This is a genomic window from Mycobacterium sp. E2733, from assembly GCF_001667585.1.
Taxonomy (GTDB): domain Bacteria; phylum Actinomycetota; class Actinomycetes; order Mycobacteriales; family Mycobacteriaceae; genus Mycobacterium.
Genome location: NZ_LZJZ01000012.1, coordinates 24,696 through 39,306, shown reverse-complemented (window position 1 = coordinate 39,306; position 14,611 = coordinate 24,696). Strand labels below are relative to the sequence as shown.

Genomic DNA, 14,611 nt, shown 5'->3' with positions numbered 1-14,611 from the left:
GACGGGTCAGGTTGCTCGCCGCCGATGGAAGGATGCCCGAAACGAGCTTTACCTGCGGTAATGTCTGAGTGCGCCGTCAGGGTTTCGAACCCCGGACCCGCTGATTAAGAGTCAGCTGCTCTACCAACTGAGCTAACGGCGCTTTCGACGGTCGAGACCGCGTACGCGAGAATAACAGGCGTCTTGCCGCGGAGTGAAATCTCGCAATCCCCTCCAGCATAGACACGGAGGAGGGATGGTCAGCCTCCGCCCGGACTGACCTGTTGCTGTCGATCACGAAATGGCCTGCAGCGCAGCGTGCTCAGAACAGCGTCCCGCAGTACGGTGCCCGGTCGGTGCTGAAGGCGGCATCCAAGTCGTGTATCGCACCCGGCCGCAGTTCTTCGATACGGCCCGCTCGCAGGAGTTCGGAGGCGCTGTGCGCGCCCATGTAAATCGTGGCCAAGTCGGCCAGGCCGATCTTGACGTCGGTGGGCCCGTCATGCGGCGTGCATTTCCCCACGCCGTCGCGGGCCTGGAGCAGGAACCGGCCGCCCGCCAGGCCCAGCGGGTCGTCGACTTCCAGCGCGATCTCGATATCGGCGACGTAGGCGCGGGCGCCGAGCACCTCAGGCACATCGTTGATCCGCGCCCACAGGAAGTCGTTGACACCGGTGGTCTCCGCTGCCCGCGGGTCGGTGAGCTTGAGCGGCAGCGGGTCGTCGACCGGCACGTCGATCTCGACGGTGTTGAACATCTCCAAGACCAACAACGTCTGCAGCAGCTGGCTGTGAGCCTCGTCCGTGATGGGGCAGAAGTCCTCGACCACCACGGTTCCCAACGGGGGCCGGTACCCGTGATTCGAGTCACCGACGACGCGGTATGTCAGGAAGCCGTCCGGATGGATCGTGTAATTCAACGCGGTTCCGTTTCCGCGCTGCGTCGGCCGGTCCTCCAAGTAGTCCGCCCACCATGCGTCGTCGCGGTCGACCGCGCCCGTCGTTGTGGCGCACCAACGGTCGTAGATCTCTGGCAGAAGGCTTTTCGCTTCGTCAGCGCCGATCTCGCGAGCCCGCATCTCGCCCGGTTTGGTTCGCAACTTCGCGAAGCGGCGGTCAATGGAGTAACTGCGAAGATAGCTCGCCACGCCTGCGCCGAAGCCGTCGTACATCGCGGTCTGGGTCGGCGCCCCGAAGACAATCGGATAGCCGCGTTCGATGAGGATCCCCAGCCCCTGGGCACTGAGCTGTCCCCACACCCCCTTGCCCTGATGCGTTGACGCGACCGCGATCATCGTCAACCACGCGGCGCGCAATCTGGTGTCACCCGGCACCGTCAGCTGCGTGGGGTAGATGATGGACGACCCCACCAGGAATGACCGTTGCGGGTCGGAGAAGTCCTCGGCCACCAGCATGTTTTCGACGTCGACGCGGCGTTTCCACGCTTCGATATCGCGCTGGTCAATGGGATCGCCGAAAGTGCGTGCCTGATTCGCGAAAACCGCGGGCAGGTCATCTTCCGTGGGATGTCTCATTTTGATGGCGTTGTCCGTCGAGTTCATCGTCATCCAATCCGCTTATAGCTCAACTCAAACGACGCTCGCACAGCGAATGGCATACCCCATGCGCCCCTTTCCGATACCCGAGTGCTGGATTGCCAAACGTCGCCGGCGCTCCGGTCAATGCCCAGCAGGTGGGTTAGTCGGCCTCGTTCGGGTATAGGGGTACGGGCGGGCGTTAGGGATGAAGGGACAAGGATGCTGCAAGCACTCACCCGACTTGCCATCGCCGCGCCGCGGCGCATCATCGCGGTCGCCGCCTTGGTGCTGGTCGGGTCCGCGGTCTTCGGTCTCCCGGTGATCAACAGCCTGTCGGGCGGAGGCTTTCAGGACCCGACGTCGGAGTCCGCACGCGCGACAAATGTGCTTCGCGACAAGTTCAACCAAACCGATCAGCAAATGCTGATCGTGGTGACCGCACCGGCCGGCGTCCAAAGCAATCGGGCGCGCCAGGTCGGCACCGACATCGTCGACCACCTGCAACGATCGCCGTGGGTGCTGAACGTGTCCTCGGCGTGGACGTCGCCGCCGCAGGCCGCCGCCCAGCTGGTGAGCAAGGACAAGAAGTCCGGGATGGTGGTGGCCGGCCTGAAGGGCGGGGAGAACGACGCGCAGAAGTACGCCAGCCAGCTCACCGACCAATTGGTGCACGACCGCGACGGTGTGACCGTCCGCGCCGGGGGCATGGCCGTGGCGTATGCGCAGATCAATGACCAGAACGAGCGCGATCTGCTGATGATGGAGTCCATTGCGATCCCGCTGAGCTTCGCGGTGCTGGTCTGGGTCTTGGGCGGCGTGGTCGCGGCGGCGCTGCCGATCGTGCTGGGCACCCTCGCCATCGTCTGCACCATGTCGGTGTTGCGGCTGATCACCTTCGCGACCGACGTGTCGACGTACGCACTGGACCTGAGCATCGCGATGGGACTTGCCCTGGCGATCGACTACAACCTGCTGATCATCAGTCGCTTCCGCGAGGAGTTGGCGCGCAGCGGGGACCGAGATCGGGCGTTGGTGCGCACCATGGCCACCGCGGGCCGGACGGTGCTGTTCTCCGCCACCACCGTGGGGTTGTCGATGGCGGTGATGGCGGTGTTCCCGATGGCGTTCTTGAAGTCGTCGGCGTACACCATCGTCGCCACCGCGGCGATCGTCGCGATCGCGTCGGTCGTCGTCACCCCGGCCGCGATCGCGCTGCTGGGCCCCCGGCTGGACTCGCTGGACGGCCGCCGGGTGCTGAATCGCATCCTGCATGGGCAACTTTCGTTCCGTGATCATGCGCACAAGCCGCTCGAGCAGCAGTTCTGGTACCGGTCGACTCGGTACGTGTTGCGCCACGCCCTGCCGGTCGGCCTGAGCGTCGTTGCGTTGATGCTGTTGCTGGGGGTTCCATTCCTGGGAGTGAAGTGGGGCTTTCCCGACGAGCGCGTGTTGCCTAGGTCGGCGTCGGCCCGCCAGGTCGCCGACATGTTGGACAACGATTTTGCCAACGGATTCGGTACCGGGGTCACGGTCGTCGTACCCGACGCCCGCGGTGTGACCCCCGCCGACCTGGACCGCTACGCCGCCGAGCTGTCGCGCGTGCGCGATGTGTCGGCGGTCAGCGCGCCGACGGGGACATTTGTCGCCGGGAACCGGGCGGGCCCGCCCGCCGCACCCGCCGGCGCCGCCAACGGCAGCGCGTTCTTCTCGGTGACCAGCAGCGCGCCGCTCTATTCGGAAGCCTCGAACACGCAGCTGGACCAACTGCACAAGGTCCCCGGACCGGCCGGGCGGTCGGTGCAGATGACCGGGCTGGCGCAGATCAACCGCGACAGCGTCGACGCAATCACCAAGCGGCTGCCGATCGTGTTCGGGCTGATCGCTCTCATCACCTTCGCGCTGTTGTTCCTGCTGACCGGCAGTGCGGTGCTGCCACTGCAGGCGCTGGTGTGTAACTTGCTGTCGCTCACGGCCGCATTCGGGGCCATGGTGTGGATCTTCCAAGACGGCAATTTGGGCGCGCTGGGGACCACTCCCAACGGGACTTTGAACGCCAACATCCCGGTGCTGTTGTTCTGCATCGCCTTCGGGCTGGCCATGGATTACGAGGTGTTCCTGGTGTCGCGGATCCACGAGTACTGGCTGGCGTCGCAAGCAATCCAGGAGACGCCGCCGACCGCGGCCGAGGCGCGTGCGGCCACGGACGAAAGCACGGCCCTGGGCATCGCCGGCATCGGGCGCGTCGTCACCACCGCGGCGCTGGTGATGTCGATTTCGTTCGCCGCGTTGATACCCGCGCACGTCTCGTTCATGCGGATGCTCGGTCTCGGCCTGACGCTGGCCGTGCTGGCCGACGCCACGCTGGTGCGGATGGTCCTGGTGCCCGCGTTCATCCACCTGCTCGGCCGGTGGACCTGGTGGGCGCCCAAACCGTTGGAGTGGCTGCGGGAACGGTCCGCGACCGGCGAAGACGCGGCCGCCGCGGTGGGGCAGCGCCGCTGGCGCGCCGACGTGCCCGAACCGCAGCGGCCCTCGATCCGGAGGTGGCCCACCAAAGCCGCGACGTACCGTGGCTAGCGGGTCGGATGCTGTTGTGGCGCAACGGTATTCGCACCGTTCGGCATCGACGGAGGAACCGTGATGGCCAAGACGGAAATCGCCGCCCTGCTCGCGCTGACTTCTGCGCTGTGCGTCGCGATCGGCGACGTGCTGCAGCAGCGAGCGGCCCACTGCATCGAGGACCGGGCGGTGGGGCACGTCGAACTATTCGCCAGCCTGCTGCGAAACCGGCGCTGGTGGTGCGGCGCGCTGCTGCTCGCGGCCAGCGTCGGGTTGCAGGCCGCCGCGCTGGGCCAGGGTTCGGTTCTGCTGGTGCAGGCGCTGCTCATGTTCTCGCTGCTGTTCGCGCTGCCGATCAATGCCAGGTTGTATCACCGCACCGTGACGGTCACCGAGTGGATGTGGGCCGGCTTGCTCACCGCGGCGGTGACGATGATTGTCGTTGTCGGCAACCCGCAGGCGGGTCACGCTTCCGCGCCGCTTCGAACCTGGGCCGTCGTGGCCGTCGTGCTGGGGCCCCTACTGGTCGCCTGCATCGTGGCCGGCCGGATCTGGGGCGGCGCCGCGGCCGCGGTGCTGTTCGCCCTCGTGTCCGGTTCACTGTGGGGAATCTTCGCGGTGCTCGCCAAGGAGGTCGTCGCCCGGCTCGGCGAGGGCGGATGGGCGGTGATCCAGACCCCGGAGCTCTACGCCGCCATCCTGGTCATCGTGGGAGGCGTGGTGTGGAGCCAGTCGGCGTTCCGCGCGGGACCCCTGACGGCGTCGATGCCCACCCTGGAGGTGTCGCAGCCGGTCGTGGGGGCGGTGCTCGGGGTCGTTGTGCTCGACGAGACGCTGAACGCGGGTCCCGCCGGGATGATCGCCCTGGCGGTCGCCGTCCTGGTGACGGCGGCGGCCATCGTCAAGCTCGCGCGGGTAGAGGCGGTCGCGACCCGTGATCGGGTCGAGGCCGAACTCCACGCCAGGGTCGACCAACCGGCCTGAACGGGCCCTCCAGCCGGCCTCGCGTGACACCTGATCACGGACCTGTCAAGGGCGGCATGCGCGCGCCCCAAAAGCCATTACAATTCATGCACTGTTTCTGGTCAGCGGTGACCAACTACATCGGATTTTACGGAAGGTCACTCGATGACGCCTTTGCGCAAACGACGATTGTGGCTGGCTGCTGCGATCGCTTCGGTTGCTGTATTCGGCGTCGCCTGCGGTGGCGGCAACACCGCGGCACCGCAGAAGGTCATCTTCGACAAGGGCACTCCATTTGCCGATCTGCTCGTCCCGAAGCTCACCGCCTCGGTGACCGACGGCGCCGTCGGCGTCACCGTCGATTCGCCGGTGACAGTGAGCGTCGCGGACGGTGTTCTCGCATCGGTCACCATGGTCAACGAGAACGGGCGGTCGATCAGCGGCCAACTCAGCCCCGACGGGCTGCGCTGGTCGACCACCGAGCAGCTCGGCTACAACCGGCGCTACACGCTGAGCGCCAAAGCGCTGGGCATGGGTGGCGCGGCGAGCCGGCAGATGACCTTCCAGACCAGCTCACCGGCCCACCTGACAATGCCGTACGTCAACCCGGGCGACGGCGAGGTGGTAGGCGTCGGTGAGCCGGTGGCGATCCGCTTCGACGAGAACATCGCCAACCGCGCCGCGGCGCAGAAGGCCATCACGATCACCACCAACCCGCCCGTGGAGGGTGCGTTCTACTGGCTCAACAATCGTGAAGTGCGTTGGCGCCCGGAGCATTTCTGGAAATCGGGCACCACCGTCGATGTGGCGGTCAACACCTACGGCGTGGACCTGGGTGACGGAATGTTCGGCGAGGACAGCGTCAAGACCCACTTCACCATTGGCGACGAGGTCATTTCGACGGCCGACGACACCACCAAGACGGTGACCGTGCGCGTCAACGGCGAAGTGGTCAAGACGATGCCGACGTCGATGGGTAAGGACAGCACGCCGACTGCCAACGGGTTCTACATCATCGGCGGCCGGTTCAAGCACATCATCATGGATTCCTCGACGTACGGCGTTCCGGTCAACTCGCCCAACGGATATCGCACCGAGGTCGACTGGGCCACCCAGATGTCCTACAGCGGCGTGTTCGTGCACTCCGCACCCTGGTCGGTCGGCGCCCAGGGGCACACCAACACCAGCCACGGGTGCCTGAACGTGAGCCCCAGCAATGCGGAGTGGTTCTACGACCACAGCAAGAGCGGCGACATCGTCGAGGTCATCAACACCGTGGGGCCGACGCTGCCGGGCACCGAGGGGCTGGGTGACTGGAACGTCCCATGGCCGCAGTGGAAAGCGGGCAACGCCAACACCTGACCCGCGGTCAGTCCACTTTCTTCCAGTCCGCGCAGTTCCTGGTCATGAACGCGCGATCGGTCGGGAAGATCTGCACCACCTGTGGACCGTCGTTGACGGCGTTGTCGATGATGTCGCCGGTGTCCAGGCTCCGCGGCCTCGCCCAGTACCAGGCGCACGGGGGTGCATCCGGCGATGATTCGGCGGCACGGCCCGCTGTCCTCCCGTTGCGGATGCGATCGCGTGGCGCGGGCCGGTACGGACCCGGGGGTCGGGAAGCGGCAACGCCTTCCGACCGATTGGGGTGGCTGACGGGACTCGAACCCGCGACACCCAGGATCACAACCTGGTGCTCTACCAGCTGAACTACAGCCACCATCGCCGCCAGCTGATACCGATAGCGGTGAACGAGCGGCGACGTCGATACTAGCCGGTCGGTGGCTCGGGGACCGAATCGATTGGTCCCGGTGTGGCCTGTCCGCCGTCCAGATCGGTCACCACGGCCTCGATCTCGCTGGTCGACGGCCCCGGTGGGGAGACGAACGCGGTCCGGCGGTAGAACTTCAGCTCGCGGATCGATTCGTGAATGTCCGCCAGCGCCCGGTGGGTGAGCCCCTTGACCGGCTGGCCGAAATAAATCCGCGGATACCAGCGCCGGCACAACTCTTTGATCGAGCTCACATCGATCATCCGGTAGTGCAGAAACGAGTCCAACGCGGGCATGTCGCGGGCGATGAACGCACGATCGGTGGCGATGGAATTGCCCGCCAGCGGCGCCGTCTTGGGTTGCTTGACGTGCTTGCCGATGTAGTCGAGCACCATGGCCTCGGCGGTCGCCAGATCGACGGTGGACGCCCGCACCTCGTCGATCAACCCTGAACGCGAGTGCATTTCGGTGACGACCTCGATCATCGACGACAGAGCCGCATCGTCGGCGTGGATCACCACGTCGACGCCGTCGCCCAGAACGTTCAATTCGGCGTCGGTGACCAGGGCCGCGATCTCGATCAACTTGTCCGAGCCGAGGTCCAGCCCGGTCATCTCGCAGTCGATCCACACCAACTCGTCTCGCACAGCGCTCACACTAGGCCCATGTGGCGCTCAAGTTGCCCGTCGCCCCAAACTCGGCCGGAGAAGTAGTGTGAGCGTTGCCGGACCGCATGCCGAACCACTGGAGAACAGGGGGGCGCAGCACGATGAGCACCGAATCAGCGGAGACACCCGCACGCCGGATCGCCGACGGCTATGCCGTCGCCGGTAAGGCACTCGAATTGGGCACGGTCGTCGTCGACGGCGCGGCCGACCCGACGGCACAGATTCGCATCCCGCTCTCCACGATCAACCGGCACGGTCTGGTGGCCGGCGCGACCGGAACCGGCAAAACCAAGACGCTGCAGCTGATCGCCGAACAACTCAGCGCGGCCGGCGTTGCGGTGATGATGGCCGACGTCAAGGGTGACCTCTCGGGGTTGGCCCGGCCGGGCGAGGGCAACGACAAGACCGCCGCCCGGGCCAAAGACACCGGCGACGACTGGGCGGCGACCGCATTCCCGGTCGAGTTCCTGTCGCTGGGCACCGGCGGAGTGGGCGTACCGGTCCGCGCAACCGTGGCCAGCTTCGGTCCGGTTCTGCTGTCGAAAGTGTTGGGGCTCAATGCCACCCAAGAGTCGACGCTGGGACTGATCTTCCACTGGGCCAAGGAGAACAATCGTCCGCTGGTGACGCTGGACGATCTGCGCGGCGTCATCAGCCACCTGGCCGGCGAGGAAGGGAAGGCCGACCTGAAAGACCTGGGCGGGGTGTCGTCGACGACGGCGGGCGTCATCCTGCGGGCGTTGGTGAATTTGGGCGGTGAGGGCGGGGACACCTTCTTCGGCGAGCCGAAGCTTGACCCCAACGATCTGCTGCGCGCCGACGGCCAGGGCCGCGGCACCATTTCGTTGCTGGAGTTCAGCGGTCAGTCGTTGCGTCCGGTCATCTTCTCCACCTTCCTGATGTGGCTGCTGACCGATCTGTTCGCGGTGCTGCCCGAGGTCGGTGACATCGACAAGCCCAAGCTCGTCTTCTTCTTCGACGAGGCGCACCTGTTGTTCGCCGACGCCTCCAAGGCCTTTCTCGAACAGGTCGAACAGACGGTCAAGCTGATTCGCTCCAAGGGCGTCGGGGTGTTCTTCTGCACCCAGCTACCCACCGACGTGCCCAATGACGTGCTCTCCCAGCTGGGTGCCCGCATCCAGCACGCGCTGCGGGCATTCACCCCGGACGATCAGAAGGCACTGAGCAAGACGGTCCGCACGTATCCGAAAACCGATGTCTACGACCTGGAGTCGGCGTTGACGTCGCTGGGAATCGGCGAGGCCGTTGTCACTGTCCTTTCGGAGAAGGGCGCACCCACACCGGTCGCCTGGACCCGGATGCGGGTGCCTCGCTCGCTGATGGCCTCGATCGGCGACGACGCGATCGCGCAAGCGGCGAAAAACAGTCCACTGCAGGCGAAGTACGGCCAGACCGTTCAACAACCGGCGCGGCCTGAGCCCGGCCCGCAAGCCCAGCCCGGTGCGCAGCCTCCGCAAGTCCAGTCCGACTACCCACCAGTCCCGGCGAACGAGCCGCCGTCGCCGATGCCGCAGCCGGCGGAGCCCAAAGGGCCCGGCTTGTTAGAAAGGCTGTGGCACGATCGGGAAGTGCAAAGCGCGGTGAACACCGGGATCCGCGAACTTATCCGAGTCAAGTTCGGCAACGGCCGTCGCCGCCGGAAGTAAGGGCTAGCTGCCGCCTAGCTTCTTGTAGAAGCTGCCCACGATCGGCGCGACAATGGCGCGCGGCGCGTAACCGCTCGCCACCGACATCGCCTTGGACGTCAAACCAGGGACGACGCGCATCTTGTTGCGCGCCAACGCATCCAGCGACACCCGGGCGGTGTGCTCGGTGGAGATCCACAGGAAGTCCGGCACCAGCCGTTCCACCAGCGACCGTTCGGCGTCGTCGGGGAGGTCGGTGCGCACCGGTCCCGGCGCCAGCAGTGTGACGTGCACGCCAGAGTTGCGCAGTTCACCGCGCAGCGATTCGCTGAAGGTGTTCGCGAACGCCTTGGTGGCCGCATAGGTTGCGTTGTAGGGAATCGGCGAATTGCCCGCCGCCGAACCGGAAATCAGGATGCCGCCGGCCTTGCGCTCGACCATGCCCGGCAGCACCGCCAACGTAAGGTCGTGCACGCCCAGCACATTCAATTGCAGCTGGGCTTTCTCGGTCGCCGGGTCCAGTGTCGCCACCGGGCCAAAGGTCGCGGTGCCGGCGTTGGCGCACAGGACCGAGATCGGCCGGGCGGCCAGTTCGTCGCACAGTTTCGCCCGCTCCCCGGGATCGGCCAGGTCGGCCGGCCGCACCTCGACCGCGACGCGGTATTTGTCGCTCAGGCGGGCAGCGAGCTCATTGAGCAGGTCTTCGCGTCGTGCGGTGACGATCAGGCTGTGTCCGCGCGCGGCCAGTTCGGTGGCCAGCGCTTCGCCGATGTTCTGCGAAGCTCCGGTCACAACGGCACGCGCGTCTGGGCTGGGCGCGGGGATCGGCATGAGCCAATCGTAGACAGCCGCCGCGGTGAAGCCGGGCGCGGCGGGTCGGCTGCCGAACGCGTGCGGCACGCGGTGTGCGAAACACATAGAGTGCCGGGCATGGGCCAGCCGTCGTCGCGTTCTCTCACGCCCGTGCCATCCCGGGTGGTGGCGTGGGCGCTTTGGGACTGCGGCTCCACCGGCCTGAACGCGATCGTGGCGACCTTCGTCTTCGCGGTCTACCTGACCAGCAGCGTGGGTGTGGGGATATCCGGTGGCACCACGCCGGCGAGTTGGCTAGGACGCGCCGCGGCCATTGCCGGGCTGACCGTTGCGCTGCTGGCGCCGGCAGTCGGCGTCTGGGTGGAGTCCCCGCATCGCAGGCGGGTGGCCCTGGGCGTGTTGACCGCCCTGGCCGTCGCGCTGACGTGCGGGATGTTCTTCATCCATGACCGACCCGGTTACCTATGGGCCGGGCTGGTTCTGATGGGCGCGACGGCGGCCTGCGGTGATCTGGCGAGCGTCCCGTATAACGCCATGCTGCGCCAACTTTCGACGCCCCAGACCGCCGGCCGGATCTCGGGGTTGGGCTGGGCGGCCGGCTACGTCGGTAGCGTCCTGCTCCTGCTCGTGGTCTACAGCGGGTTCATTTCCGGGAAGGGCTCCGGGCCGGATGCGACGCGCGGGCTGTTCCGGGCGCCTCTGCACGACGGCCTCTACGTCCGGGAGGCGATGCTTGTCGCGGCGGCATGGCTGGCGATTTTCGCCCTGCCACTGCTGTTCGTCGCCCACCGGCTCCCCGACTCGGCCGAGGTGCACGAGCCGACGAGCATGCTCGGCGGCTACCGCAAGCTGTGGACGGAGGTCTCCGCCGAATGGCGGCGCGACCGCAACCTGGTCTACTTCCTGTTCGCCAGCGCGCTTTTCCGGGATGGCCTGGCGGCGATCTTCGCCTTCGGCGCCGTGCTCGGCGTCAACGTGTACGGCATCTCGCAAGGCGACGTGCTCATCTTCGGTGTGGTGGCCAGCGTCGTGGCGGCGGTGGGCGCGGTGCTGGGTGGGTTCGTCGATCACCGGATCGGGTCGAAACCCGTCATCGTCGGGTCGCTCGCGGCGATCGTCGTCCTGGGGATCACCCTGATGCTGCTGTCCGGCTCGGTGGCCTTCTGGATATGCGGGCTGCTGCTGTGCATGTTCATCGGGCCGTCGCAGTCGTCCTCGCGCGCCCTGCTGCTGCAGATGGCGAAGCACGGCAGGGAAGGGGTCGCGTTCGGCCTGTACACGATGACCGGGCGGGCGGTGGCGTTCGTCGCGCCCTGGCTGTTCTCCGTATTCGTGGACATATTCGGCGCCGTGCGCGCCGGACTGGGCGGCATCTCGCTGGTGCTGATCGCCGGGCTGCTGGCCATGCTGGCGGTCCGGGTTCCGGCGCGCGGTGCCCTCGTGGCCGAACCGTCGTAGCGCGTCTAGCCCCGGGCGTCGCAGATGGTCAGGCCCACACCGACACGCTTGCTCATCTGAGTGCCGTTCACGGTGACCGAGCAGGTGACGTTGTGACCGATGTTGACGATCGTGACGTTGGCCGGGTGCGCCGCCGACTTGGCGAGGCTGACCTCTTTAGTCCAGGGCAGCTCGACGTTGAATTCCGTTTGGATCAGGCCCCCGGTGTCGATGTACATGATGCTGATCGCGCGGCCTTCGCCGGCCACGCTGTAGACGATGTCCTGCAGGGCGGCAGGGCCGGTCGACTCGGTGGGCGTCGGCGATCCGCCGGTCGGCGGCACCGGAGCGGGGATGCGCGGCGTTGACGTGCGCGTCGAGGGGCTCGGCAGTGTGGGAGTGGTCTCCGGCATGGCGGGCAGCGGCGGGACCGCGGTTTGAGTCTTGATCGCGTCGTTCACCAACACCAGAGCAATGACCAAGGCGACCACCAGCAGCACGGCCGCGCCGGCGACGATCCACAGCCATCGCGGCGGTGGGGTGGGGCCGCCGGATTGCGGGGGAGCCGACCCCTGCTGCGGCGGTTGTCCCGACGGAGGAAGCTCCTGCTGCCAGTACGCCGGCAGTTGCTTGGTCGCGTTGACATCGTTCGTGCTGGGCGACCACGGCGGGGCTTGCCCGCCATAGGCGGGCGCGTAGGGCGTCTGATCGGCGTATGCCGGGTCAGCGGGCTGCGGGTACCAGGGGCCCTGCGACCCCGATCCCGGCAAAGAGGCACTGAACCGATCGGTGGGACGTGAATCGTTCATGTCCACCTCATAGCTTGCAGAGTACCTGCGTCGGGCGCTCGGTCGGCGAATCACCTCACCGTTGGCGGCTCAGGGACACTCGTTCCCCGCGGCGAGCGCGGCGACCGTCATCGCCCGCATGACGGCACGGGACCGTGCGGCGCGGGCGGACTTGCTGCGCGAGGCGTCGGCGGATTTCATGCTGTGCGGCGTCGAATTGAGCAAGCCGAACACCGCGTGGGCGGTCAGCCGCGCATCGGCCTCGGCGAGGTCGGGGTTGAGTTCGCGCAGCACCCCGACCCAGACCTCAACATATTGGCGTTGGGCCTTGCGTACCTGCTTCTCGGCCGCCGCGGGCAGATATGCGAGGTCGCGGTCCTGGATGCGGATCAGGTCCGGTTCACCCAGCGCGAAGTCCAGGTGAAAGTCGATGAGGCCGTCCAGCGTCGCTTCCGCGTCGCCGCAGTTGCGGGCCCGCACGTCGCGGGCCCCGGCGAGCAGCCGGGCGCTGATGCCCACCAGCAATTCGACCAGCAGCGACTCCTTGTTGGGAAAGTGCCGGTAGATCGCCGGACCGCTGACACCCGCGGCGGCGCCGATGTCTTCCAGCCGCACGGCCAGAAAGCCGCGCTCGGCGAACAGCCGCTCGGCGGCCGACAGCAGCTGCAGGCGACGGTCGGATTTCAACTGGCTGCGTCGATTTGGAGCGTCGGCGAGGCTGGCCTGGCCGTGGGAGGCGGACGTTGTGATGATGAACCCCCGTCCAGTTGGTTAATCGCCACTAACTTAGCACGAGTTATTCACGATTAACCTGCGGCTAACCTGCGTCGAGGGACCGCGACGCCCGGTGCCGCCGTCCCTGGACCAGCGGGATCGACGATGGTATTCTCGCCCTGAGTTAATGGGGATTAACTCAATCACCCCGCCCGACGGCAAGGAGGCTGCTGCGGCGATGGACAAGGTGGTGGCGACGGCCGCGGAGGCGGTCGCCGACATAACCGACGGGTCGTCCCTGGCGGTCGGAGGCTTCGGGTTCTGTGGCATCCCCGAGGCTTTGATCGCTGCGCTGGTGGCCACCGGGGTGCGTGACCTGGAGACCGTGTCCAACAACTGCGGTGGAAACGGTGTCGGGCTGGTTCACCTGTTGCGGCACAAGCGGATTCGCAGAGCTGTCGCCTCGTACGTCGGTGACAACAAGGAGTTCGCCCGCCAGTTCCTCGCCGGTGAACTCGAGGTGGAGCTCACCGCACAGGGCACGCTGGCGGAGCGGCTGCGTGCCGGCGGGATGGGGATCCCGGCCTTCTACACCCCGGCGGGGGTGGGCACCCCGGTCGCCGACGGTGGGCTCCCCTGGCGCTACGACGCCTCGGGCGCGGTGGCCGTCGTGTCGCCGCCGAAGGAGACCCGCGAGTTCGACGGTGTCACCTACGTTCTGGAACGGGCGATCCGCACCGACTTCGCGCTCGTGCACGCCTGGAAGGGCGACCGGCAGGGCAACCTCGTCTACCGCCGGGCCGCCGCCAACTTCAACCCGGACTGCGCGCAGGCCGGCAGGATCACCATCGCCGAGGTCGAAAACCTCGTCGAGCCGGGAGAGATCGACCCCGCGACGGTGCACACCCCGGGCGTCTTCGTGCAACGGGTCGTGCATGCGCCCGACCCCGTCAAGCCCATCGAGAAGATGACGGTCCGCTGATGCGCGCGCCACGACGATGCAGAAACGAAGTGATGAGGTGGGGGCCCTCCCCAGCTCCGCGGGGACCCCACCCGCTTGCGGGGGAGAGTGGCGCCTAATGGCGTGGAGCAGAGAGGGTTTGGCGGCGCGGGTGGCCGCCGAGTTCGAGGACGGCCAATACGTCAACCTGGGCATCGGGATGCCCACCCTGGTCCCGAACCACATCCCGGCCGGCGTCACCGTCGTCGTGCATTCGGAGAACGGGATCCTGGGCGTCGGACCCTATCCCCGGCCCGAGGACGCCGACGCGGACCTGATCAACGCGGGCAAGGAGACGGTCACCACTTTGCCGGGCGCGGCGTTCTTCGGCTCCTCGACCTCGTTCGGGATCATTCGCGGTGGACACCTCGACGTCGCCGTGCTTGGGGCGATGCAGGTCTCGGCCACCGGCGACCTCGCCAACTGGATGGTTCCCGAAAAGATGGTCAAGGGCATGGGCGGCGCGATGGACCTGGTCCACGGCGCCCGCAAGGTGATCGCGATGATGGAGCACACCGCGCGCGACGGCAGCCCGAAAATCGTTGCGCGGTGCACCCTTCCGCTGACCGGCGCGGGCTGTATCGACCGCATCATCACCGACCTGGCCGTCATCGATGTCTGTGACGACGGCCTGCACCTGGTCGAGACCGCGCCGGGCGTCTCTGCCGACGAGGTGCTCGACAAGACCGAACCGCCGCTTGTGCTGGCGACAACCGGGAGGCATTCGTGAGTTCATCCG

The 14,611-nt window shown here is 67.0% G+C and carries 12 protein-coding genes and 2 tRNA genes; 7 read left to right on the top strand and 7 right to left on the bottom strand.

What is annotated here, in order from left to right; genetic code table 11:
* Positions 1 to 69: 69 nt before the first annotated feature.
* Together A5678_RS00745 and A5678_RS00740 are read right to left on the bottom strand one after the other, a co-directional pair.
* Positions 70 to 142 (bottom strand) — tRNA-Lys (locus A5678_RS00745).
* Between the two features lie 159 nt (positions 143 to 301).
* Positions 302 to 1,540, bottom strand: a complete 1,239-nt coding sequence (locus tag A5678_RS00740) for a GNAT family N-acetyltransferase (protein WP_068037511.1) — start codon at positions 1,538 to 1,540, stop codon at positions 302 to 304.
* Between the two features lie 195 nt (positions 1,541 to 1,735).
* Here A5678_RS00740 and A5678_RS00735 point away from each other — a divergent pair, with 195 nt between their 5' ends.
* The 3 genes from A5678_RS00735 to A5678_RS00725 all read left to right on the top strand — a co-directional run bounded on the left by A5678_RS00735 (position 1,736) and on the right by A5678_RS00725 (position 6,400).
* Positions 1,736 to 4,093, top strand: a complete 2,358-nt coding sequence (locus tag A5678_RS00735) for an MMPL family transporter (protein WP_068036946.1) — start codon at positions 1,736 to 1,738, stop codon at positions 4,091 to 4,093.
* A gap of 63 nt (positions 4,094 to 4,156) precedes the next feature.
* Entirely contained in the window at positions 4,157 to 5,059 is a 903-nt protein-coding gene (locus tag A5678_RS00730; protein ID WP_068036943.1) for a DMT family transporter, read from the top strand.
* Positions 5,060 to 5,203: 144 nt separating this feature from the next.
* Positions 5,204 to 6,400, top strand: a complete 1,197-nt coding sequence (locus A5678_RS00725) for an Ig-like domain-containing protein (protein WP_068036939.1) — start codon at positions 5,204 to 5,206, stop codon at positions 6,398 to 6,400.
* Positions 6,401 to 6,679: 279 nt separating this feature from the next.
* Here the strand turns inward: A5678_RS00725 and A5678_RS00720 are convergent.
* Positions 6,680 to 6,755 (bottom strand) — tRNA-His (locus tag A5678_RS00720).
* Positions 6,756 to 6,805: 50 nt separating this feature from the next.
* Positions 6,806 to 7,453 carry an oligoribonuclease gene (orn, locus tag A5678_RS00715; protein ID WP_068036935.1) on the bottom strand — a complete coding sequence of 216 codons (648 nt, stop codon included), beginning with the start codon at positions 7,451 to 7,453 and terminating at the stop codon, positions 6,806 to 6,808.
* Positions 7,454 to 7,575: 122 nt separating this feature from the next.
* Between orn and A5678_RS00710 the strand changes: the two genes are divergently transcribed.
* On the top strand, positions 7,576 to 9,141 hold the full coding sequence (locus A5678_RS00710) for a helicase HerA-like domain-containing protein (RefSeq protein ID WP_068036931.1): 1,566 nt from the start codon (positions 7,576 to 7,578) through the stop codon (positions 9,139 to 9,141).
* A gap of 3 nt (positions 9,142 to 9,144) precedes the next feature.
* Here A5678_RS00710 and cmrA read toward each other — a convergent pair whose 3' ends face one another.
* Positions 9,145 to 9,951 carry a mycolate reductase gene (gene cmrA, locus A5678_RS00705; protein WP_068037508.1) on the bottom strand — a complete coding sequence of 269 codons (807 nt, stop codon included), beginning with the start codon at positions 9,949 to 9,951 and terminating at the stop codon, positions 9,145 to 9,147.
* Positions 9,952 to 10,050: 99 nt separating this feature from the next.
* On the opposite strand from cmrA, the gene A5678_RS00700 reads away from it, so the two are divergent.
* A complete protein-coding gene (locus A5678_RS00700; protein ID WP_068036928.1) occupies positions 10,051 to 11,391 on the top strand; it encodes an MFS transporter in 1,341 nt (446 codons plus the stop codon).
* Between the two features lie 5 nt (positions 11,392 to 11,396).
* Here A5678_RS00700 and A5678_RS00695 read toward each other — a convergent pair whose 3' ends face one another.
* Both A5678_RS00695 and A5678_RS00690 read right to left on the bottom strand, forming a co-directional pair.
* On the bottom strand, positions 11,397 to 12,185 hold the full coding sequence (locus A5678_RS00695) for an MmpS family transport accessory protein (RefSeq protein ID WP_082945321.1): 789 nt from the start codon (positions 12,183 to 12,185) through the stop codon (positions 11,397 to 11,399).
* Between the two features lie 63 nt (positions 12,186 to 12,248).
* On the bottom strand, positions 12,249 to 12,908 hold the full coding sequence (locus A5678_RS00690; protein WP_156746709.1) for a TetR/AcrR family transcriptional regulator: 660 nt from the start codon (positions 12,906 to 12,908) through the stop codon (positions 12,249 to 12,251).
* 202 nt (positions 12,909 to 13,110) lie between these two features.
* On the opposite strand from A5678_RS00690, the gene A5678_RS00685 reads away from it, so the two are divergent.
* On the top strand, positions 13,111 to 13,854 hold the full coding sequence (locus tag A5678_RS00685) for a CoA transferase subunit A (protein ID WP_068037503.1): 744 nt from the start codon (positions 13,111 to 13,113) through the stop codon (positions 13,852 to 13,854).
* 97 nt (positions 13,855 to 13,951) lie between these two features.
* Positions 13,952 to 14,602 (top strand): 3-oxoacid CoA-transferase subunit B, encoded by a 651-nt coding sequence (locus A5678_RS00680; RefSeq protein WP_068036918.1) that lies wholly within the window; start codon positions 13,952 to 13,954, stop codon positions 14,600 to 14,602.
* Positions 14,603 to 14,611 lie beyond the last annotated feature (9 nt).

Bases quoted from the DNA above. Each gene is read 5' to 3' on its own strand.
- A5678_RS00740 (WP_068037511.1), bottom strand. From the start codon at position 1,540: ATGAACTCGACGGACAACGCCATCAAAATGAGACATCCCACGGAAGAT.
- A5678_RS00735 (WP_068036946.1), top strand. From the start codon at position 1,736: ATGCTGCAAGCACTCACCCGACTTGCCATCGCCGCGCCGCGGCGCATC.
- A5678_RS00730 (WP_068036943.1), top strand. From the start codon at position 4,157: ATGGCCAAGACGGAAATCGCCGCCCTGCTCGCGCTGACTTCTGCGCTG.
- A5678_RS00725 (WP_068036939.1), top strand. From the start codon at position 5,204: ATGACGCCTTTGCGCAAACGACGATTGTGGCTGGCTGCTGCGATCGCT.
- A5678_RS00710 (WP_068036931.1), top strand. From the start codon at position 7,576: ATGAGCACCGAATCAGCGGAGACACCCGCACGCCGGATCGCCGACGGC.
- cmrA (WP_068037508.1), bottom strand. From the start codon at position 9,951: ATGCCGATCCCCGCGCCCAGCCCAGACGCGCGTGCCGTTGTGACCGGA.
- A5678_RS00700 (WP_068036928.1), top strand. From the start codon at position 10,051: ATGGGCCAGCCGTCGTCGCGTTCTCTCACGCCCGTGCCATCCCGGGTG.
- A5678_RS00685 (WP_068037503.1), top strand. From the start codon at position 13,111: ATGGACAAGGTGGTGGCGACGGCCGCGGAGGCGGTCGCCGACATAACC.
- A5678_RS00680 (WP_068036918.1), top strand. From the start codon at position 13,952: ATGGCGTGGAGCAGAGAGGGTTTGGCGGCGCGGGTGGCCGCCGAGTTC.